This window comes from Negativicoccus succinicivorans (assembly GCF_014207605.1).
Taxonomy (GTDB): domain Bacteria; phylum Bacillota; class Negativicutes; order Veillonellales; family Negativicoccaceae; genus Negativicoccus; species Negativicoccus succinicivorans.
In genome coordinates this window covers 139389-154601 of sequence record NZ_JACHHI010000003.1, presented here as the reverse complement: position 1 = coordinate 154601, position 15213 = coordinate 139389, and the positions used below count along the sequence as shown (strand labels likewise).

Below are 15213 nucleotides of genomic sequence, written 5' to 3'. Positions count from 1 at the left end.
AGTCAATTGCGGATAATCCGCGCCGCTCGGCGCGCGGTATTATGAGGGAGGAACCTATGTTACAACGAGTTTTTGTCGCCAAAAAAGCGGCGCTGGCCGACACGGCGCAACGTCTTTTACGGGAATGGCGCGAGCAACTGGGGCTGACGTCGTTAACCGGTGTGCAGGTTTGGCACCGATACACCGTGGAAGGTGTCAGTGAGGAACTGTTTGCTCGCGCGATGACGACGATTTTTGCGGAACCTCCCGTGGATACATGGACGGAACATTTGCAAATCGGTCCGCAGGAAACGGCCTTTGCCGTCGAGTTATTGCCCGGTCAATATGACCAGCGCGCCGATTCGGCGGAGCAATGTCTGCGCTTGCTGGATCCGAGCGTCGATGCGCGCGTAGCGTATGCGACGGTATATGTCGTCACTGGTATTGATCGACCGGTCGACATCGTTAAATTGAAAGAATACGTGATCAACCCGATCGAAGCGCGCGAAGCGGCTTGGGAAATGCCGCGGGAACTCATCGCGCCGGCGCATCAACCGCAACCGGTACCGGTATTGGAGGGATTTATTTCCGCGACGCGGCCGGAACTTTTAGCAATGCTTACACGGTACGGTTTGGCCATGGATGAAGCGGATCTGGCGGTCGTGCAGGAATATTTTCGCGATCAGGTAGATCGCGATCCGACGCTGACCGAATTGCGCGTCTTGGATACGTACTGGTCCGATCATTGTCGCCATACGACCTTCGGAACGGAACTGACGCATGTCGATATCGAGGCGGGTCACTTTACCGAGCCGATCGTCGAAGCGTACGACTGGTACAGTGAAGTGCACAGCGGCTTGTACAGCGAAAACCCGCGGCCGCAATCGCTGATGGATCTGGCGACGATTGCCGTGAAGTCATTGCGCGCGCAGGGACTTTTGCAGGAGTTGGACGAGTCGGAAGAAATCAACGCCTGCACGATCAAGATTCCGGTCAAAACCCAAAAGGGCACGGAAGAATGGCTGCTGCTCTTTAAGAACGAAACGCACAACCACCCGACGGAAATTGAACCGTTCGGCGGGGCGGCCACCTGTTTGGGCGGCTGCATTCGCGATCCCTTGAGCGGGCGCGCGTACGTTTACCAGGCGATGCGCGTGACGGGCAGCGGAGATCCGCGCACGCCGTTTTCGGAAACGCTTACCGGGAAATTGCCGCAGCGCACGATTACGACGCAAGCGGCGGCCGGTTACAGTTCCTACGGCAACCAGATCGGTCTCGCGACCGGTCAGGTACGTGAATACTACCACCCCGGTTACGTCGCCAAACGCATGGAAGTCGGCGCGGTCGTCGGCGCGGTGCCGGCGGATCAGGTCGTTCGTCGCGTGCCGGAACCGGGCGATATCGTGTTGCTGGTTGGCGGCCGTACCGGTCGTGACGGCATCGGCGGTGCGACCGGTTCTTCCAAAGAACATACGGAAAGTTCATTAACCACAGCGGGCGCGGAAGTGCAAAAAGGTAACGCGCCGACGGAACGTAAATTACAATGCCTATTCCGGCGTCCGGAGGCCTCGCGCCTGATTCGCCGCTGCAACGATTTCGGCGCGGGCGGCGTGGCGGTCGCCGTCGGCGAATTGGCGGACGGCTTGACGATTAATTTGGATGCCGTACCGAAAAAATATGAAGGATTGGACGGCACGGAATTAGCGCTGTCCGAATCGCAGGAACGTATGGCAGTGGTCGTCGCCGCGGACGATGCGGATGAGTTCTGTCGCTATGCGGATGAAGAAAATCTGGAAGCGACGCCGATTGCGGTCGTCACGAAAGAGCGTCGCCTGATGATGCAGTGGCGCGGTGAAACCATCGTCAATTTGGAGCGCTCGTTCCTCGACACCAACGGCGCCAGTCGAGCCAGCGCCGCCGTCATCACGGCGCCGGCCGAAGAAAATTATTTTACGCCGCAACCGGTGACGGATGTGCGCGCCGCTTGGGCGCAAACGCTCGGTGATTTGAATGTCGCTTCGCAGCGCGGTTTGGGCGAACGATTTGACGGGACGATCGGCGCGGGCACGGTGTTGATGCCGTACGGAGGCGCGCGCATGTGCACGCCGGTCGACGGCATGGTCGCAAAAATTCCGCTGCGTCACGGGGAAACGTCAACCGTGAGCATCATGACCCACGCGTTTGATCCGTACTTGGCGTCGTGGAGTCCGTTCCACGGCGGTCTGTTCGCCGTGCTGCAGTCGCTGGCGAAAATCGCGGCACTGGGCGGCAACTGGAAACGTGCCTATTTATCCTTGCAGGAATATTTTGAAAAATTAGGCGACACGACCTCCTGGGGTAAACCGGTCGCGGCGCTGTTGGGCGCGTTTGTCGCGCAGTCGGAACTGGAAGTCGGCGCGATCGGCGGCAAAGATTCGATGAGCGGCAGCTTCCTTGATTTGCATGTGCCGCCGACGCTGATTTCGTTCGCGGTGGCGCCGGGCGATGCGACGCATATTGTCAGTCCCGAATGGAAGGGACGCGAGCACGCGTTGGTCTTGCTCGAAACGCCGGTGGATGAATACGCCATGCCGGACTTTGAGGTCTTTATCGATCACGCGGATCGATTGTTCGCGGCGGCGGAGAAAGGTTTGCTGAAAAGCGCGCAGGCGGTTGATGCGGGCGGTCTTGCGGCCGCGTGCGCGAAAGCGGCGTTCGGTAACCATATCGGCGCAAGGTTGAGTGATGCTCTCACTCCGACAGAATGGTTCGCGGCGCGGCCGGGTTCATGGCTGGTCGAATTGGACAGAGAGGTCGCGGAACAATGGGCGCTTGACGAGCATATTACGATCATCGGCGCAACCGCCGGTGACAGCATTTCTCTTGCCGGCGTTACTTTATCGCTCGATGAATTGCAGGCGCGCTGGGAAGAGCCGCTGGAAAAAGTATTCCCGACGAAAACGCTTCAACCGGCACCGCTGTATCCCGTTTCGCCGGTGGCGGGCAATCCGACACGCCGCGCGCAGATTACTATCGGCACGCCGCAGGTCGTCATTCCGGTGATGCCGGGTACGAACTGCGAAGTGGATACGGCCCGCGCGTTTGAACATGCGGGCGCCAATGTGTCGACCGTCGTCGTGCGCAACCTGACGCCGCAGGCGCTGAATGAATCGGTGGAAGCGCTTGTCAAAGCGGTGGAAACGACACAAATTTTGGCATTTCCGGGCGGATTTTCCGCCGGCGATGAACCGGACGGTTCGGGTAAATTTATCGCCGCGCTGTTCCGTCATCCGGCATTGGCTGAAGCGGTGAACGATCTTCTGACGCATCGTGACGGTTTGATTTTGGGCATCTGCAACGGTTTCCAGGCGTTGATCAAACTCGGCCTGCTGCCGTATGGAGAAATCCGCGAATTGGCGCCGAGCGCGCCGACGCTCACCTACAATACCATCGGGCGTCACATTTCGCACTACGCGATGACGAAGATCGTCTCGACGAAATCCCCGTGGCTCATGTATTTTGAACCGGGCGAACTCCATCGCATTCCGTTCAGTCACGGTGAAGGACGTTTATACGCGGCGCCGGACGTTGTACAGGCCTTGGCGGCGAACGGTCAGATCGCGACGCAATATTGCGATGAATGGGGCAGCGTCCACGAAACGATGCCGGCGAACCCGAACGGATCGGTCGCGGCGATTGAAGGCCTGCTCAGTCCGAACGGACGAATTTTGGGCAAGATGGGTCACAGCGAACGCTGTGGTCCGTATGTAGCGAAAAATATTATCGGACAGAAAAAACAGAAAATTTTCCAGGCCGGTGTAGATTATTTCACAGGGAGATAACGAAAGATACCATGCGACGCGCACAAAAAATTACAATGCTTGCGGCGCTCATATTACTGCTGAGTTGCCGCACGGCGGAAGCATGTCCGTTTTGCCTGCTGGGCATGTATGAAGCGCATATCGCCAATTTCGGCAATTATGTGATGAATATTTTGCCGGTGCTGACGCCGGTTGTGACGGGAATCATTTTGTACTGGCGGGAGCTGAAGCGAAAATTATTCGGTTGAACGGAGCGCAAAAACGGCGGACGCTGCTGGCGGTGACGTTGGTGTCGCTTTTGGTTTGGGCGGGCTGGCACGGGTTCCTGTGGTATGCGGAACGAACCGCGCAAACATGGTACGGCACCTGGCAGGCGACGGGGGTCGAACCGCAAAGCGGGGAACGTTACGTTTGCACGATGGCGCTCGCGCCGTATCAACGACTGAATGCACGCGAATTTGCGGTGCGCTGCGAATTCGGCGTAGTGTACCGTGACCCGGCGGTGCGCATCGCCGAAGTGGAACCGTTGCCGGCCGTGATTCGCGGCGATACCTTGTACTTACCGCCGCAGACAAAAGACGGTCGCGGCGATTTGACGCGGCTCGGCAGCAAAGGCGCGGACGAAATCATCAGTATTCGGCATTTCCGCTTTCATAAAATCAGCGCGGAGGTTTTACCGGAGGCGGCGCTGGTCACGCGGTCACTGGATAGCGCACGGGCGCTGCCCGCGGGGGAATAGGGAGGCGCAATATGGGAAACAAACGGCAGTGGTACTTGCTTGTAATTTGCGTTTTCATCGGCGTGCTGTCGGTGTTTGCCGCCGAACCGATTGCGGCGGAGAAAGTCGTTATTCTGCCGACGGCAACGGCGGAACGACATGCGGAACTCGGCACCTATGTGGAACGACGTTTGGCGGAACCGTTTCGCTATCCGTACTATGAAATAACGAATGGGCCGCAAACGACAATGCCGTTTACGCGCCACGACTTTGCCGCCGTCGCCGAGACTTACGATGCGGATATCGTCATCGGTTCGGAGTTGGTGCGTTTGGCGCAATTTACACGCACGGATTGGAACGGCGACTGGTGGACTACCACGTTCGGTGAGTTGCGCGTGTATGCGTATTACCGACCGAACGATGAGTTTCAGTTGTGGCAAAGCAGGTACAGCGACACGGCGGAAGAATCCGTTTTGAATACACCGCGAGCGGTGGTTAAAGAAATGACGGACCGCGTGCTGGCGAAATTTCCTTATCAGCGCATACCGACGCATCGACCGCGCGTGTCCGCGTAACGCGTCACAGCGGATACCGAGACGCAAAAAAAGCAAGCGCAAAACCGCGCTTGCTTTTTTTTATTTCATCGGCTATAATAACTCTTGTTATATTCCCTGATAGCTCAGTTGGTAGAGCAATCGGCTGTTAACCGATCGGTCGTAGGTTCGAGTCCTACTCAGGGAGCCAGAAGGCCCGTTGGTCAAGTGGTTAAGACACCGCCCTTTCACGGCGGTATCGGGGGTTCGAATCCCCCACGGGTCACCAATCTGGGCGATTAGCTCAGCTGGGAGAGCGCCTGCCTTACAAGCAGGATGTCGGCAGTTCGATCCTGTCATCGCCCACCATTTGAAAAAGAGACCGTGCGTCTCTTTTTTATTGCGTAAAATTCCGTTTGTCGCGCGGCTTTCCTACAGACGATAAAGATGTCATGACGTCAATTTTCCTTGACAAAAAGACGAATTTTACGTAAAATAGTGGAAGCTTTTACTCGGAGCGGTACTCAAGAGGCTGAAGAGGACGGTTTGCTAAATCGTTAGACGGTTTACCCCGTGCGTGGGTTCGAATCCCACCCGCTCCGCCAGTTTATTTATTCGACACGACGGTGTCTTTTTTTTTGCCCATAATTAAAAATTTCATGTAGAATATAAGAAATGAGCTGCCGAGATTTCGGCCAAGGAGGAAACCATGTTACTGGATGAACTGATCACCGGTCATAATCCGGAGAGTATCGCCATTCGCGGTCCCGAAAATGTCACGTATGGCCAATTGAAAGAACACATCGCGCGGTATCGCACCGTCCTGCACAAAAAGGGCGTGAAGCGAGGCGATCGTGTCGGTTTGTATGAACAGAACAGCCCCGCGTTTATTTACATTTACTTCGCGATCGTCAGTCTGGGCGCGATCGTCGTCCCGATCAACTGCATGTTGACCGAAGCGGAAGTGGACTATATCGCCAAAGACGCGGGCTTGGTGTTGTTGGTCGCGCACAAAGAATTGCACACGGCGGCGCCGTTGCTTTTGGTGGCGACGTTTGTCGAAGAAGCGCAGGGCATCGCCGCAGCGGAATGCGTTCCCGCGGAAACGCAACGGGAAGACACGGATGTGACTACGTTCATTTACACGTCGGGCACGACCGGTCGACCCAAGGGCGCGATGCTCACGCATCGTAATCTGGCGGAAAACGTCAAGCAGTTCAATGCGGTTTTACCGCACGAGCCGGAGGATCACGTTCTTTGCGTGTTGCCGATGTACCATTGTTTCGGTTGGACGACTTGCGTCATGAATCCGCTTATCCGAGGGGGCAGCGTCGTTCCCGTCAACACGTTCCGTCCGGGCGAAATCTTGCAGGCGATCGAAACGTACGCGGTAACGGTATCGTTCTTAGTGCCGCCGTTGTACCATCTGCTGGTGCGCCTGGCCACGCCCGAACGGTTGAAATCGGTCCGTCTTTTCGTCTCGGGTGGAGCCAGCTTGCCCGAACCGGTCGCGAAAAAATTCGAAGAAATTTACGGTCGGCCGATTATCGAAGGCTATGGGCTTTCGGAAGCATCGCCGGTCGTTGCGGTCAATCCGGAAGAAAAACATAAATACTATTCGATCGGTCCGGCGCTTCCGGGCGTGCGCGTTAAAATTAACGGGTATGACGCGACGACGTATGAGCCGGGCACGATCGGTGAACTTTTAGTGCAGGGCGCCAACGTCATGCAGGGATATTGGCATTTACCCGAAGCGACGGCGGAAGCCTTGCAGGACGGCTGGTTGCATACGGGTGATCTCGCCTATATGGATGAAGACGAGTATATCTACATCGTCGACCGCTCCAAAGATATGATTATCGTCAACGGGGAAAATGTGTACCCGCGCGAAGTGGAAGACGAAATCTATCGGTACCCGGGCGTGGCGGAAGTCGCGGTGGTCGGTCATCCCGACGGCTTGCGCGGACAATTCGTGTGCGCGTACATCGTGTTGCACGAAGACGCGGAACTCGATACGCAGGCCTTGCGCAAATATTTGGCGCAACGTCTTGCCGCGTTCAAATTGCCGCGCAAATACGTCGTTTTGGATGCGCTCCCGAAAAACAGTACGGGAAAAATTTTAAAACGAGTACTGCAGGAAAGCGATACGTTTTCCGGCGCGGAGTCAGATGATAAAAATAATGCGCAAAATGAGTAAAAAATAAAAAACTGCCATATGGCAGTTTTTTATTGCGTAAATATGGATGTGCGAAAATAGCAGGTCTCGCTAAAAGCGGCCGAGCTCTTCCAGCGCCCCCGACCACATCGGCATATTCGCGAGAAATAACCAGAAGAAAGCAACGATCAGGAAGGTGACCAAAAGTAAAAAGCCGATAAACGGAAACAGTAAGGTGCAGACGGCACGCCCGAGACTGATTCCGTAATTTTTTTGCAGCGCCGTGACCAATAGGAAGATCGTCCAGCACGTCACCACCAACGTGAGCGCGTCAAACAGCGGTGCATTGACGGCCGCCGGCAAGAAATTAAGGATCACGCCCAAGGCCGTCAGGGCATTGGGAAACAACGCAAACGGCAAGGCCTGCAAGAGCCCTTGCACAGTCCCAACGCCTCCCAAAAGAGACGCGCAGAAATGCATGAGAGCGCCGCCGAGCGCAAAGTACAATATCCCGCCGATGAGCGAGACGGCAAACGCGGCGCCCAAGGCGTTCGGCATCAGCCCGACCGAAGCGAGCGAAGTGATCAGCGTGCTCAGAATAAACACGATGACGGCTTCGCCTCGGGCATCGGTATGGGTGATACGATAAAACGCCCATTGCGGCCGAGTGATCACATCATAGAGAAGTTCCAACGCGTTACTGAGCATGGGGCGCCTCCCATTCGGTGCGAGCACTTCCGCCTTCGCGACGAGCTAAGCTTCCGATGCTTTCACGAAACGCGCTGCGGAGCTCCGCGCCGAAGAGACGTTGCCAGGAAACCGAAGCGTCGTCGTATTCGTGCGTGGGCACGTCCGTCGCGGGCAAGCCGACGAGGTTGGCCGTATAATCGAGCGCGTCATAGTAATTGCCCATCGCGTCCACGAGACCGGCGGCCTGCGCCTGACGGCCCGTGAAAATACGTCCGTCGGCCAGTTCGCGAACCTGTTGCGGATCCATCTGCCGGCCGGTGGCGACGACGTCTACGAATTGTTCATAAATGTCATCGACCATGCCTTGCACGAGGGCGCGTTCTTCCGGCGTCATCGGACGGTCCGGCGAGAGAATATCTTTGTGCGCGCCGGATTTGATTTTATCATTGTTGATACCGAGTTTACCCATCAATTCTTCATAATTTGTATAGCCGATGTACACGCCGATACTGCCTGTCATCGAGGACGGGTTGGCAAACACCCGATCGCCTTTCGCGGCGAGCCAGTACCCGCCCGACGCGCACATGTCGCCCATCGAAACGACCACCGGTTTACCGCTTGCTTTCAGCCGATCGATTTCGTCGCCGATTTCCTGCGACGCGGTGGCCGAACCGCCGGGGCTGTTAATACGCAGCAAGACCGCTTTGGCGGCGGGGTCCGCGGCCGCTTGGCGAATTTCTTTCATGAGTCGGCCCGAGGAGGCCGTTGTGCCGCCGCTGAAAAGGTTGGACGGTATATCGGCCGCGCCGACGATCGGACCTTCGACGCGGATCACAGCCACGTAACCGTCACCGGTGCTGACCGCCTTTTTGGCAGGACGTGAAGGTTGTAAAAAAACAGCAAATACAATACATAAAAGGATGATGGCGCCGATCACCCAGCGCTTTTTCTTTTTATCCATGAAACCTCCTTAAAAACAAAACAGAAATAAAACAGATCAGTTTCATTTTAGCATAAACTGTATTAAGCGCACGCAAAAAGAGATTAAGCATTGGTAAAAGCATTGCCGGCGTGCGTTTTCCGGTGCGCGCTACTATAGGAAATATGTTAAAATAACAAGATAGGCGATTAAGAAAATAATAATCGTGACGGAGTGAAGAGATGAAACGAATTTCAATGCGCAGTCTGCTGGTCGGGATCGACCCGGGCTCGTTATATACACGTGTGGTGGTGGCGGATGCTCAGCAGGAAATATCCGAGCCGTCGCTGGCGGCGGTAACCACGCAGGGCGAGGTCGTCGCTGTCGGAACGGAAGCGGCGATTCGCTTGCGCGCGGAGCCGCGCGGTCTTGTCGCGGTGCGACCGTTCGCGGGCGGCGTCGTGGCGCAACAGGCCGCCGCGCAATTACTGTTACAATCGATTTTGGATAAAGTGCAACGCGGCGCCGTGACGCGGCCGACCGTGTGTCTTGCGGTACCCTCGCTGGCATCGCAGGTGGCGGCCCGGGCATGGCTGCACACGACGCGCAAAGCGGGCGTATTGGAAACGCTGCTGGTGGATCGCGGTGCGGCGACGGCGATAGGTACCGGTTGGGATCCGTTACGGGCGGAAGCGGTCGTTGCGGCGGATTGCGGCGCAGGATTTACGCTGACCGCGCTTTCCGGCGGCGGCTATCTCGCTAACGACTATTTGCCGGCCGGCGGTCGTGCTTTGAGCGCGGCGCTGCGGGCGTACTTGCGCGAAACCTACGGAGTGATGGTGGAGCCCGCTACGATTCAAACCCTCGTGCGTGAAGTGGCGGTCTGCGTGCCGAGCGTCGGTGAAACGCAGCAGGAATGCACGGGACGATTGTTGGCTGACGGCACATTGACAGAGTTTACCGTGACCTCGACGGAGTTATTGCCGCTCGTGCGTGAGGTGACAAATGTCTGGTTGCAACGTTTCCGCCGTTTGGTGCGCGGACTTTCCGCGCAGGCGCAGGCGGATCTTTTAGAAAACGGCGTACGCCTGACCGGCGGCTCGGCCTTGCTTAAAGGATTTGATTTGGCGCTTTCGGAAACGATCGGCATTCCCGTGCAGGTCGCGAAAGAGCCGTTCGGCACCGTGGCGCGAGGCAGTATGTTGGCGCTGAATCGGCGTGCGGAATGGCCGTATTTATTAGTCGGTGGCAACGTGGGGAGGAATGAATAGTGCGGGGAATGGAACGACGCACGCTGATTTGGGCGGTTGCCATCTTGCTTTTGATCGGTTTGGTCGGTTGGGCATGGCGGCACCGTGAGGCGGTGCCTTTTGTCACGCAACCGCTGGTCGCGGCTGCGACGCCGTTTGAATACGGAACGGCGCGTGTGGCGCAGGAGGTGCTTGCCGGCGCGACCATCTTGCGCGGAGCGGTAACAGGTTATGCGGAGTTGCATCAGCTGCGGGCGGAAAATGACGCGTTGCGCGGCGCATTGACGGCGCACCGTGAAATGATCGCGGAAAATGAGCGCCTGCGCGGTCTGTTGCAATTTGAAGCGACCTATCCGCAATACCAGGTGCTGGCCGCGCGCGTGATTACTCGTGATGACGGCGGCTGGACGCAAAGCGCGGTAATCGACCGCGGCCAAGCGGAAGGTTTGACGAAATATATGGCGGTGATGTTACCGCAAGGCGTGGTCGGATTTGTCAGCGATGTGTATCCGCATTCGGCGCGGATCCAATTTATTTTAGATCCCCGCACCGCGGTGGGCGGCATCGTGCAGCGCCCGCAGTCGCGCGTAGCGGCGCTCGTCTCCGGCAACGGTAACGACGTGGCGCATCCGGAAATGATTGATATCGTCAAAGAGGGCGATATCGTGGTGGGCGATGCGGTTGTGACATCGGGTTACGGCGGATTGTATCCCAAGGGACTTTTGATCGGTACGGTGAAAGAAATCGTGCCGGATCCTTCGGGTGTCGTAAAACGCGCTGTCTTGACCCCGGCCGTTGATTTCACCAAATTGGAAGAAGTTCTGGTAATTTTGAATGCCTCTACCGCGGCCGTGCCGCTTGAGCAGATGCCGAATTTGGTTCCTGACGCGCCGCAGGAAGGAGTCAAGGGATGACGACGACCCGCTGGTGGGTAAGCGCGCTGCTTATTTTTTTCCTGCAGACGGTCGTGCTGCCGTTTTGGTGGCAGGCGGAAGTACGCCCCGATCTTTGGCTGGTAGCGGTTGCCCTGATTACGCTTTTTTACGGACCGCGGCACGGTATTTGGGTCGCTGCCTTGGCGGGAGTGATCGCCGATGTGCTGGCCGCCAATTTTTTCGGTCCGCATCTGGCGGGATACTTGCTGCTCGTTTTACCGCTGTGGCTCGCCTGGTCGCGCTTTCAGATCCGTTGGGAAATGTCGTTTCTCGCGGTGCTTGTGGCAAGTCTTTTCGCGGCGCTTGTATACTATTGCATTTGGTGGCTGGGGGGCATACCGATTAATATTACGCGAAGCTTCCTCGGCGTAGCGTTGCCGCAGGCGCTTTTGAACGCGCTGTTGGCCCTGGCGCTGCATCCGCTTTTGCGGCCGCGCCGCCAAGGAGATTGACATGCTGGAAAGTTTATATAAGAAAGTTACCGATCGTCGGTACAATTCGTTTATTTACGTCATCGCGGGTCTTTTTATGTTGCTCGTGCTGCGCCTGTTCGTGTTGCAGCTGATCGACGGGGAGCATTACCGAGAGCTCGCGGATGGCAACCGCATTCGGCAAATGACCATTCAGGCGACGCGCGGCGTCTTGCTCGATCGCAACGGCGAAATTATCGTCGGCTCGCGGCCGGTCTATATCGTTTCGTATACGCCGCAGCAAAAACCGATGGATGCGGCGCTGGAAGCGCGCTTGGCAAATGTGTTGCAAATGACGCCGGCGGACATTCAAAAGAAAATCAAAGACCACGGCACGTCGTTCGGACCGGTTCCGATTAAAGTGGATATCGGTCCCGATATCGTGGCGAAAATTGAAGAGTACCGCGCCGAGTATCCCGGCGTGACGATCGAGGTACAACCGTTGCGTTACTATCCGTACGGATCGTTGGCGGCGAACGTCATCGGTTACGTCGGTGAAGCCGGTCAGGAAGATCGCAAACCCGACGGCAGCGAATTTGCGCCCGGAACGATTGTCGGTCGCGCCGGCTTGGAATTATATTACAACGATCTGCTGCAGGGGGAAACCGGCGGTCGGCAGGTGGAAGTCGACGCCACGGGGCGGCCGGTCAAAAATATTGAGGAAGCGCCGATTACGCCCGGTCATAATTTACGTCTGACCTTAGATTTACCGTTGCAGAGGGCGACGGAAGCGGCGATTTCAGAGCATCTGTCCGAGCTTGCGAAGTCGCATATTTGGCCGACAGGGGTAGCGGCCGTCGCGCTCGATCCGAATACGGGCGCGGTATTGGCGATGGCCAACTGGCCGTCGTTTAATCCGAATTCGTTTGCGGTCGGCATCTCGGCGAAAGAATGGCAAGATCTCAATGAAAACAGTTTGCGTCCGTTTGATGATCGCGTGGTCTCGGGTACCTATCCGCCGGGCTCCATCTTTAAGGTAATCACCGGCACCGCGGCGCTCAACGCGAAAGTCGTCACGCCGGAAGAACGGATTTACGATAACGGTCGGCACTGGCTGATTGATAAACGCAATGCGGCAGGCGAAGCGTTCGGCTGGATTAATTTCCAGGAGGCCATGGCCAAATCGGATAACGTTTACTTCTACGAATTGGGCAACCGTCTGGGCATCGACCGGATTTCCGAGATGGCGCGCGCGTTCGGTTTGGGCGAAGCGACCGGCATTGATTTATACGGAGAAGCGTCCGGACTGGTAGCGACCGAACAGTATAAAAAAGAAGTGTTTCATGACGACTGGTATTTAGGCGAAACATTTGACGCCGCGATCGGTCAAAGTTTTAACTTGGCGACGCCGCTGCAAATGGCCTCCGTCGTCAGTCAGATTGCCAACGGCGGCACGCGGTACAAACCGTACCTCGTGAGTCGCATCAATCATTTGGACGGCTCGCCGTACCAAATCCATCAGCCGCAAGTGGCGGGACGGCTTGTCGTTCCGAAATCGGTACTCGATACCGTGAAACGTTCCATGTGGGCGGTCACGCAGGAAGGCGGCACCGCGGGCGCTTTGTTTCACGGTTATCCGATTGAAGTCGGCGGCAAAACCGCGACGGCGGAAACGGGCGACGGTCCGGATCACGCGTGGTTTGCGGCATTTGCGCCGTACGACCATCCGCAAATTGTAATTGTGGTATTGGTGGAACACGCCGGCTACGGGATTGAGTCGGCGGCGCCGATTGTCAAACAAATGTTGGATGCGTATTTTCACATTCCGACAGCGAAACCATAGAAAGGAAACGGATAAATGGGGCAAATCATCACACTGGCATCCGGCAAGGGCGGTGTCGGTAAGACCGTAGTCACCGCGACATTCGGCGCGGCACTGGCGGAACGCGGCCAACGCGTGTTGCTGTTGGACGGCGACATGGGGCTGCGCGATCTCGATCTGGTGTTGGGCGTCGAAGACCGCGTGCTGTTTGATATCTTTGATGTCGCAACGGGACGTTGCTTTGAAGAAGATGCGATTTTACATATCGCGCCGAATCTCGATTTCATGCCGGCCAGCCAACGCTATCGCTGGGAAGAGCTCGAAGGCGATGCGGTACTGACCGTGTTGGAAGATTTGCGCGACCGCTATGATTACCTCTTGGTCGACAGTCCGGCGGGCATCGGTAAAGGGCTCATGTACACGCTTGCGATGGCGGATCGGATTTTTCTCGTCGTGGAACCGACCTGGGTGTCGTTGCGAGATACCGACCGCGTCATGCACTATATGCATGAAGATCGGATGTTTCATTACGCGGTGATTTTCAATAATTTTCATAATGCGCAGACGCCGGGGTATTTGACGGCGGAAGAAATGGCCGATCAGATGCAGCCGGAACATCTCGGCGGCATCTTGCCGCATGCGCCGGAAGTCGTGGCGCAGTCCCAGGCGGGGAACGTCATGAACGTGGCGCAGTTGGGCGCGTTCGGCAAAGCGATGACGCAAATGGTGGATGACTTTTTAGCGGGACGGGAACGCAGCGTCAAAGAGTGGTCACGGTTTATCGATCGACACTACCGCGCGGGGGAAGGCAACCGCTCGCGCATCGCCCGTCGTCAATCGCAAAGCGCGGCATGGCGCCGGCGCCGAGGCTAGTATGGGTATCGAACGTTGGTGGCGCTCGACGGATCGGGCGCTGGTGTTGGTCACGCTGGCGTTGACGCTGCTCGGACTGCTCTTCATCGGATCGGCGTCTCATATTAATCAGGCGGGGCTTCATGTTTCGGATTACTTGGCGAAGCAGGCGGCGTTTTTGGTGGCCGATATCGCCATTTTCGTGTACTTGTTACGCTTTGACTACAGGAAACTCTACCGCTACGCACCGGCTTTATATGGGGCCAATTTAATCGTTTTGATAGCGGTTATGGTGGTGGGTACGAGCGCGCTCGGCGCGCAACGTTGGATCACGATCGGACCGATCAGTATTCAGCCGTCAGAATTTGCCAAAATCATTTATATCGTCTGTTTGGCGCGGTTTTTGTGTCGGCCGTCGCTGGATTTAAAAAAATGGAGCGGACTTTTTTACACGGCGCTTTTTCTGCTGCCGCCGTTTGCGCTGGTTTTGCTGCAGCCGGACTTGGGCACGAGTTTGGTGTTCGGCGCGATTACGCTCGGCGGTTTGTATATTGCGGGCGTGCGCATGGACTACATTCGCAAAGTTTGCCTGGCGGGGCTTGCGGTCTTGCCGCTGGCGTGGTTTTTCCTGCTCAAAGAGTACCAGAAGAATCGTATTCTCGTGCTGTTTGATCCGGAACGCGATCCGTTCAATACCGGGTACCACGTGATCCAGTCGAAAATCGCGATCGGCTCGGGCGGTCTGATCGGTAAAGGCTTGTTTGCCGGCACGCAGAGCCAGTTGAATTTTTTGCCGGAAAACCACACGGACTTTATTTTCGCGGTGGTCGGTGAGGAAACGGGGCTGGTCGGCGCGTTATTGCTGTTGCTGCTGTACTTCGTGCTGCTGTATCGCGGCATTTGGATTGCCAGCACGGCCGCCGATCGGTTCGGGCGCTATATCGCGACCGGGATCGTGGCGATGTGGTTATTTCAGATTTTCATTAATGTCGGGATGACGATCGGCATCATGCCGGTCACCGGTATCCCGCTTCCGTTTTTAAGTTACGGAGTCAGTTCGTTGACGCTTAATTTGTGCAGCGTCGCGTTGTTATTAAATATTTACCTGCGGCGCAAAACCGTTTTGTTTGATGCGTCCGCTTAGATAGGG

General features: G+C 56.6%; 13 protein-coding genes and 4 tRNA genes. 15 read left to right on the top strand and 2 right to left on the bottom strand.

The genetic code is table 11. The annotated features are described in order from the left end of the window. Positions 1 to 56 precede the first annotated feature (56 nt). From HNR45_RS04140 to HNR45_RS04100, 9 genes are all read left to right on the top strand, one after another. The gene (locus HNR45_RS04140) at positions 57 to 3800 is read left to right on the top strand and encodes a phosphoribosylformylglycinamidine synthase (protein WP_235020609.1); all 3744 of its coding nucleotides are present in this window, start codon (positions 57 to 59) and stop codon (positions 3798 to 3800) included. 11 nt (positions 3801 to 3811) lie between these two features. Then, positions 3812 to 4027, top strand: coding sequence for a hypothetical protein (locus tag HNR45_RS04135; protein ID WP_034437140.1), 216 nt, complete (start codon positions 3812 to 3814; stop codon positions 4025 to 4027). Further along, positions 4024 to 4518, top strand: coding sequence for a hypothetical protein (locus HNR45_RS04130; RefSeq protein ID WP_159822745.1), 495 nt, complete (start codon positions 4024 to 4026; stop codon positions 4516 to 4518). Before HNR45_RS04135 ends, HNR45_RS04130 begins: the two co-directional genes overlap by 4 nt. Before the next feature lie 11 nt (positions 4519 to 4529). Beyond that, positions 4530 to 5072, top strand: coding sequence for a hypothetical protein (locus HNR45_RS04125; protein WP_159822744.1), 543 nt, complete (start codon positions 4530 to 4532; stop codon positions 5070 to 5072). Positions 5073 to 5165: 93 nt separating this feature from the next. After that, positions 5166 to 5241 (top strand) — tRNA-Asn (locus HNR45_RS04120). A gap of 3 nt (positions 5242 to 5244) precedes the next feature. Then, positions 5245 to 5319, top strand: a tRNA-Glu gene (locus HNR45_RS04115). Positions 5320 to 5323: 4 nt separating this feature from the next. Then, positions 5324 to 5399, top strand: a tRNA-Val gene (locus HNR45_RS04110). A gap of 145 nt (positions 5400 to 5544) precedes the next feature. After that, positions 5545 to 5635, top strand: a tRNA-Ser gene (locus HNR45_RS04105). A 104-nt stretch (positions 5636 to 5739) separates the two neighbouring features. Then, a complete protein-coding gene (locus tag HNR45_RS04100) occupies positions 5740 to 7227 on the top strand; it encodes a class I adenylate-forming enzyme family protein (protein WP_159822743.1) in 1488 nt (495 codons plus the stop codon). A gap of 69 nt (positions 7228 to 7296) precedes the next feature. Here HNR45_RS04100 and HNR45_RS04095 read toward each other — a convergent pair whose 3' ends face one another. Together HNR45_RS04095 and sppA are read right to left on the bottom strand one after the other, a co-directional pair. Next, positions 7297 to 7893, bottom strand: a complete 597-nt coding sequence (locus HNR45_RS04095; RefSeq protein ID WP_159822742.1) for a YIP1 family protein — start codon at positions 7891 to 7893, stop codon at positions 7297 to 7299. Further along, complete coding sequence (sppA, locus tag HNR45_RS04090) at positions 7883 to 8836, bottom strand: signal peptide peptidase SppA (RefSeq protein ID WP_159822741.1); 954 nt, start codon at positions 8834 to 8836, stop codon at positions 7883 to 7885. The genes HNR45_RS04095 and sppA overlap by 11 nt, the downstream gene beginning before the upstream one ends. 200 nt (positions 8837 to 9036) lie before the next feature. Here sppA and HNR45_RS04085 point away from each other — a divergent pair, with 200 nt between their 5' ends. From HNR45_RS04085 to rodA, 6 genes are read left to right on the top strand one after another with little or no spacing between them, the layout of a single operon-like run. Beyond that, on the top strand, positions 9037 to 10065 hold the full coding sequence (locus tag HNR45_RS04085; protein WP_159822740.1) for a rod shape-determining protein: 1029 nt from the start codon (positions 9037 to 9039) through the stop codon (positions 10063 to 10065). An 8-nt stretch (positions 10066 to 10073) separates the two neighbouring features. Beyond that, entirely contained in the window at positions 10074 to 10958 is an 885-nt protein-coding gene (mreC, locus tag HNR45_RS04080; protein WP_235020617.1) for a rod shape-determining protein MreC, read from the top strand. Further along, positions 10955 to 11431 carry a rod shape-determining protein MreD gene (gene mreD, locus HNR45_RS04075; RefSeq protein WP_024048232.1) on the top strand — a complete coding sequence of 159 codons (477 nt, stop codon included), beginning with the start codon at positions 10955 to 10957 and terminating at the stop codon, positions 11429 to 11431. Before mreC ends, mreD begins: the two co-directional genes overlap by 4 nt. 1 nt (position 11432) lies before the next feature. After that, entirely contained in the window at positions 11433 to 13232 is a 1800-nt protein-coding gene (mrdA, locus tag HNR45_RS04070; RefSeq protein WP_024048231.1) for a penicillin-binding protein 2, read from the top strand. A 15-nt stretch (positions 13233 to 13247) separates the two neighbouring features. Beyond that, complete coding sequence (locus HNR45_RS04065; RefSeq protein ID WP_159822738.1) at positions 13248 to 14084, top strand: AAA family ATPase; 837 nt, start codon at positions 13248 to 13250, stop codon at positions 14082 to 14084. 1 nt (position 14085) lies between these two features. Then, a complete protein-coding gene (rodA, locus tag HNR45_RS04060; RefSeq protein WP_159822737.1) occupies positions 14086 to 15207 on the top strand; it encodes a rod shape-determining protein RodA in 1122 nt (373 codons plus the stop codon). Positions 15208 to 15213: the final 6 nt, after the last annotated feature.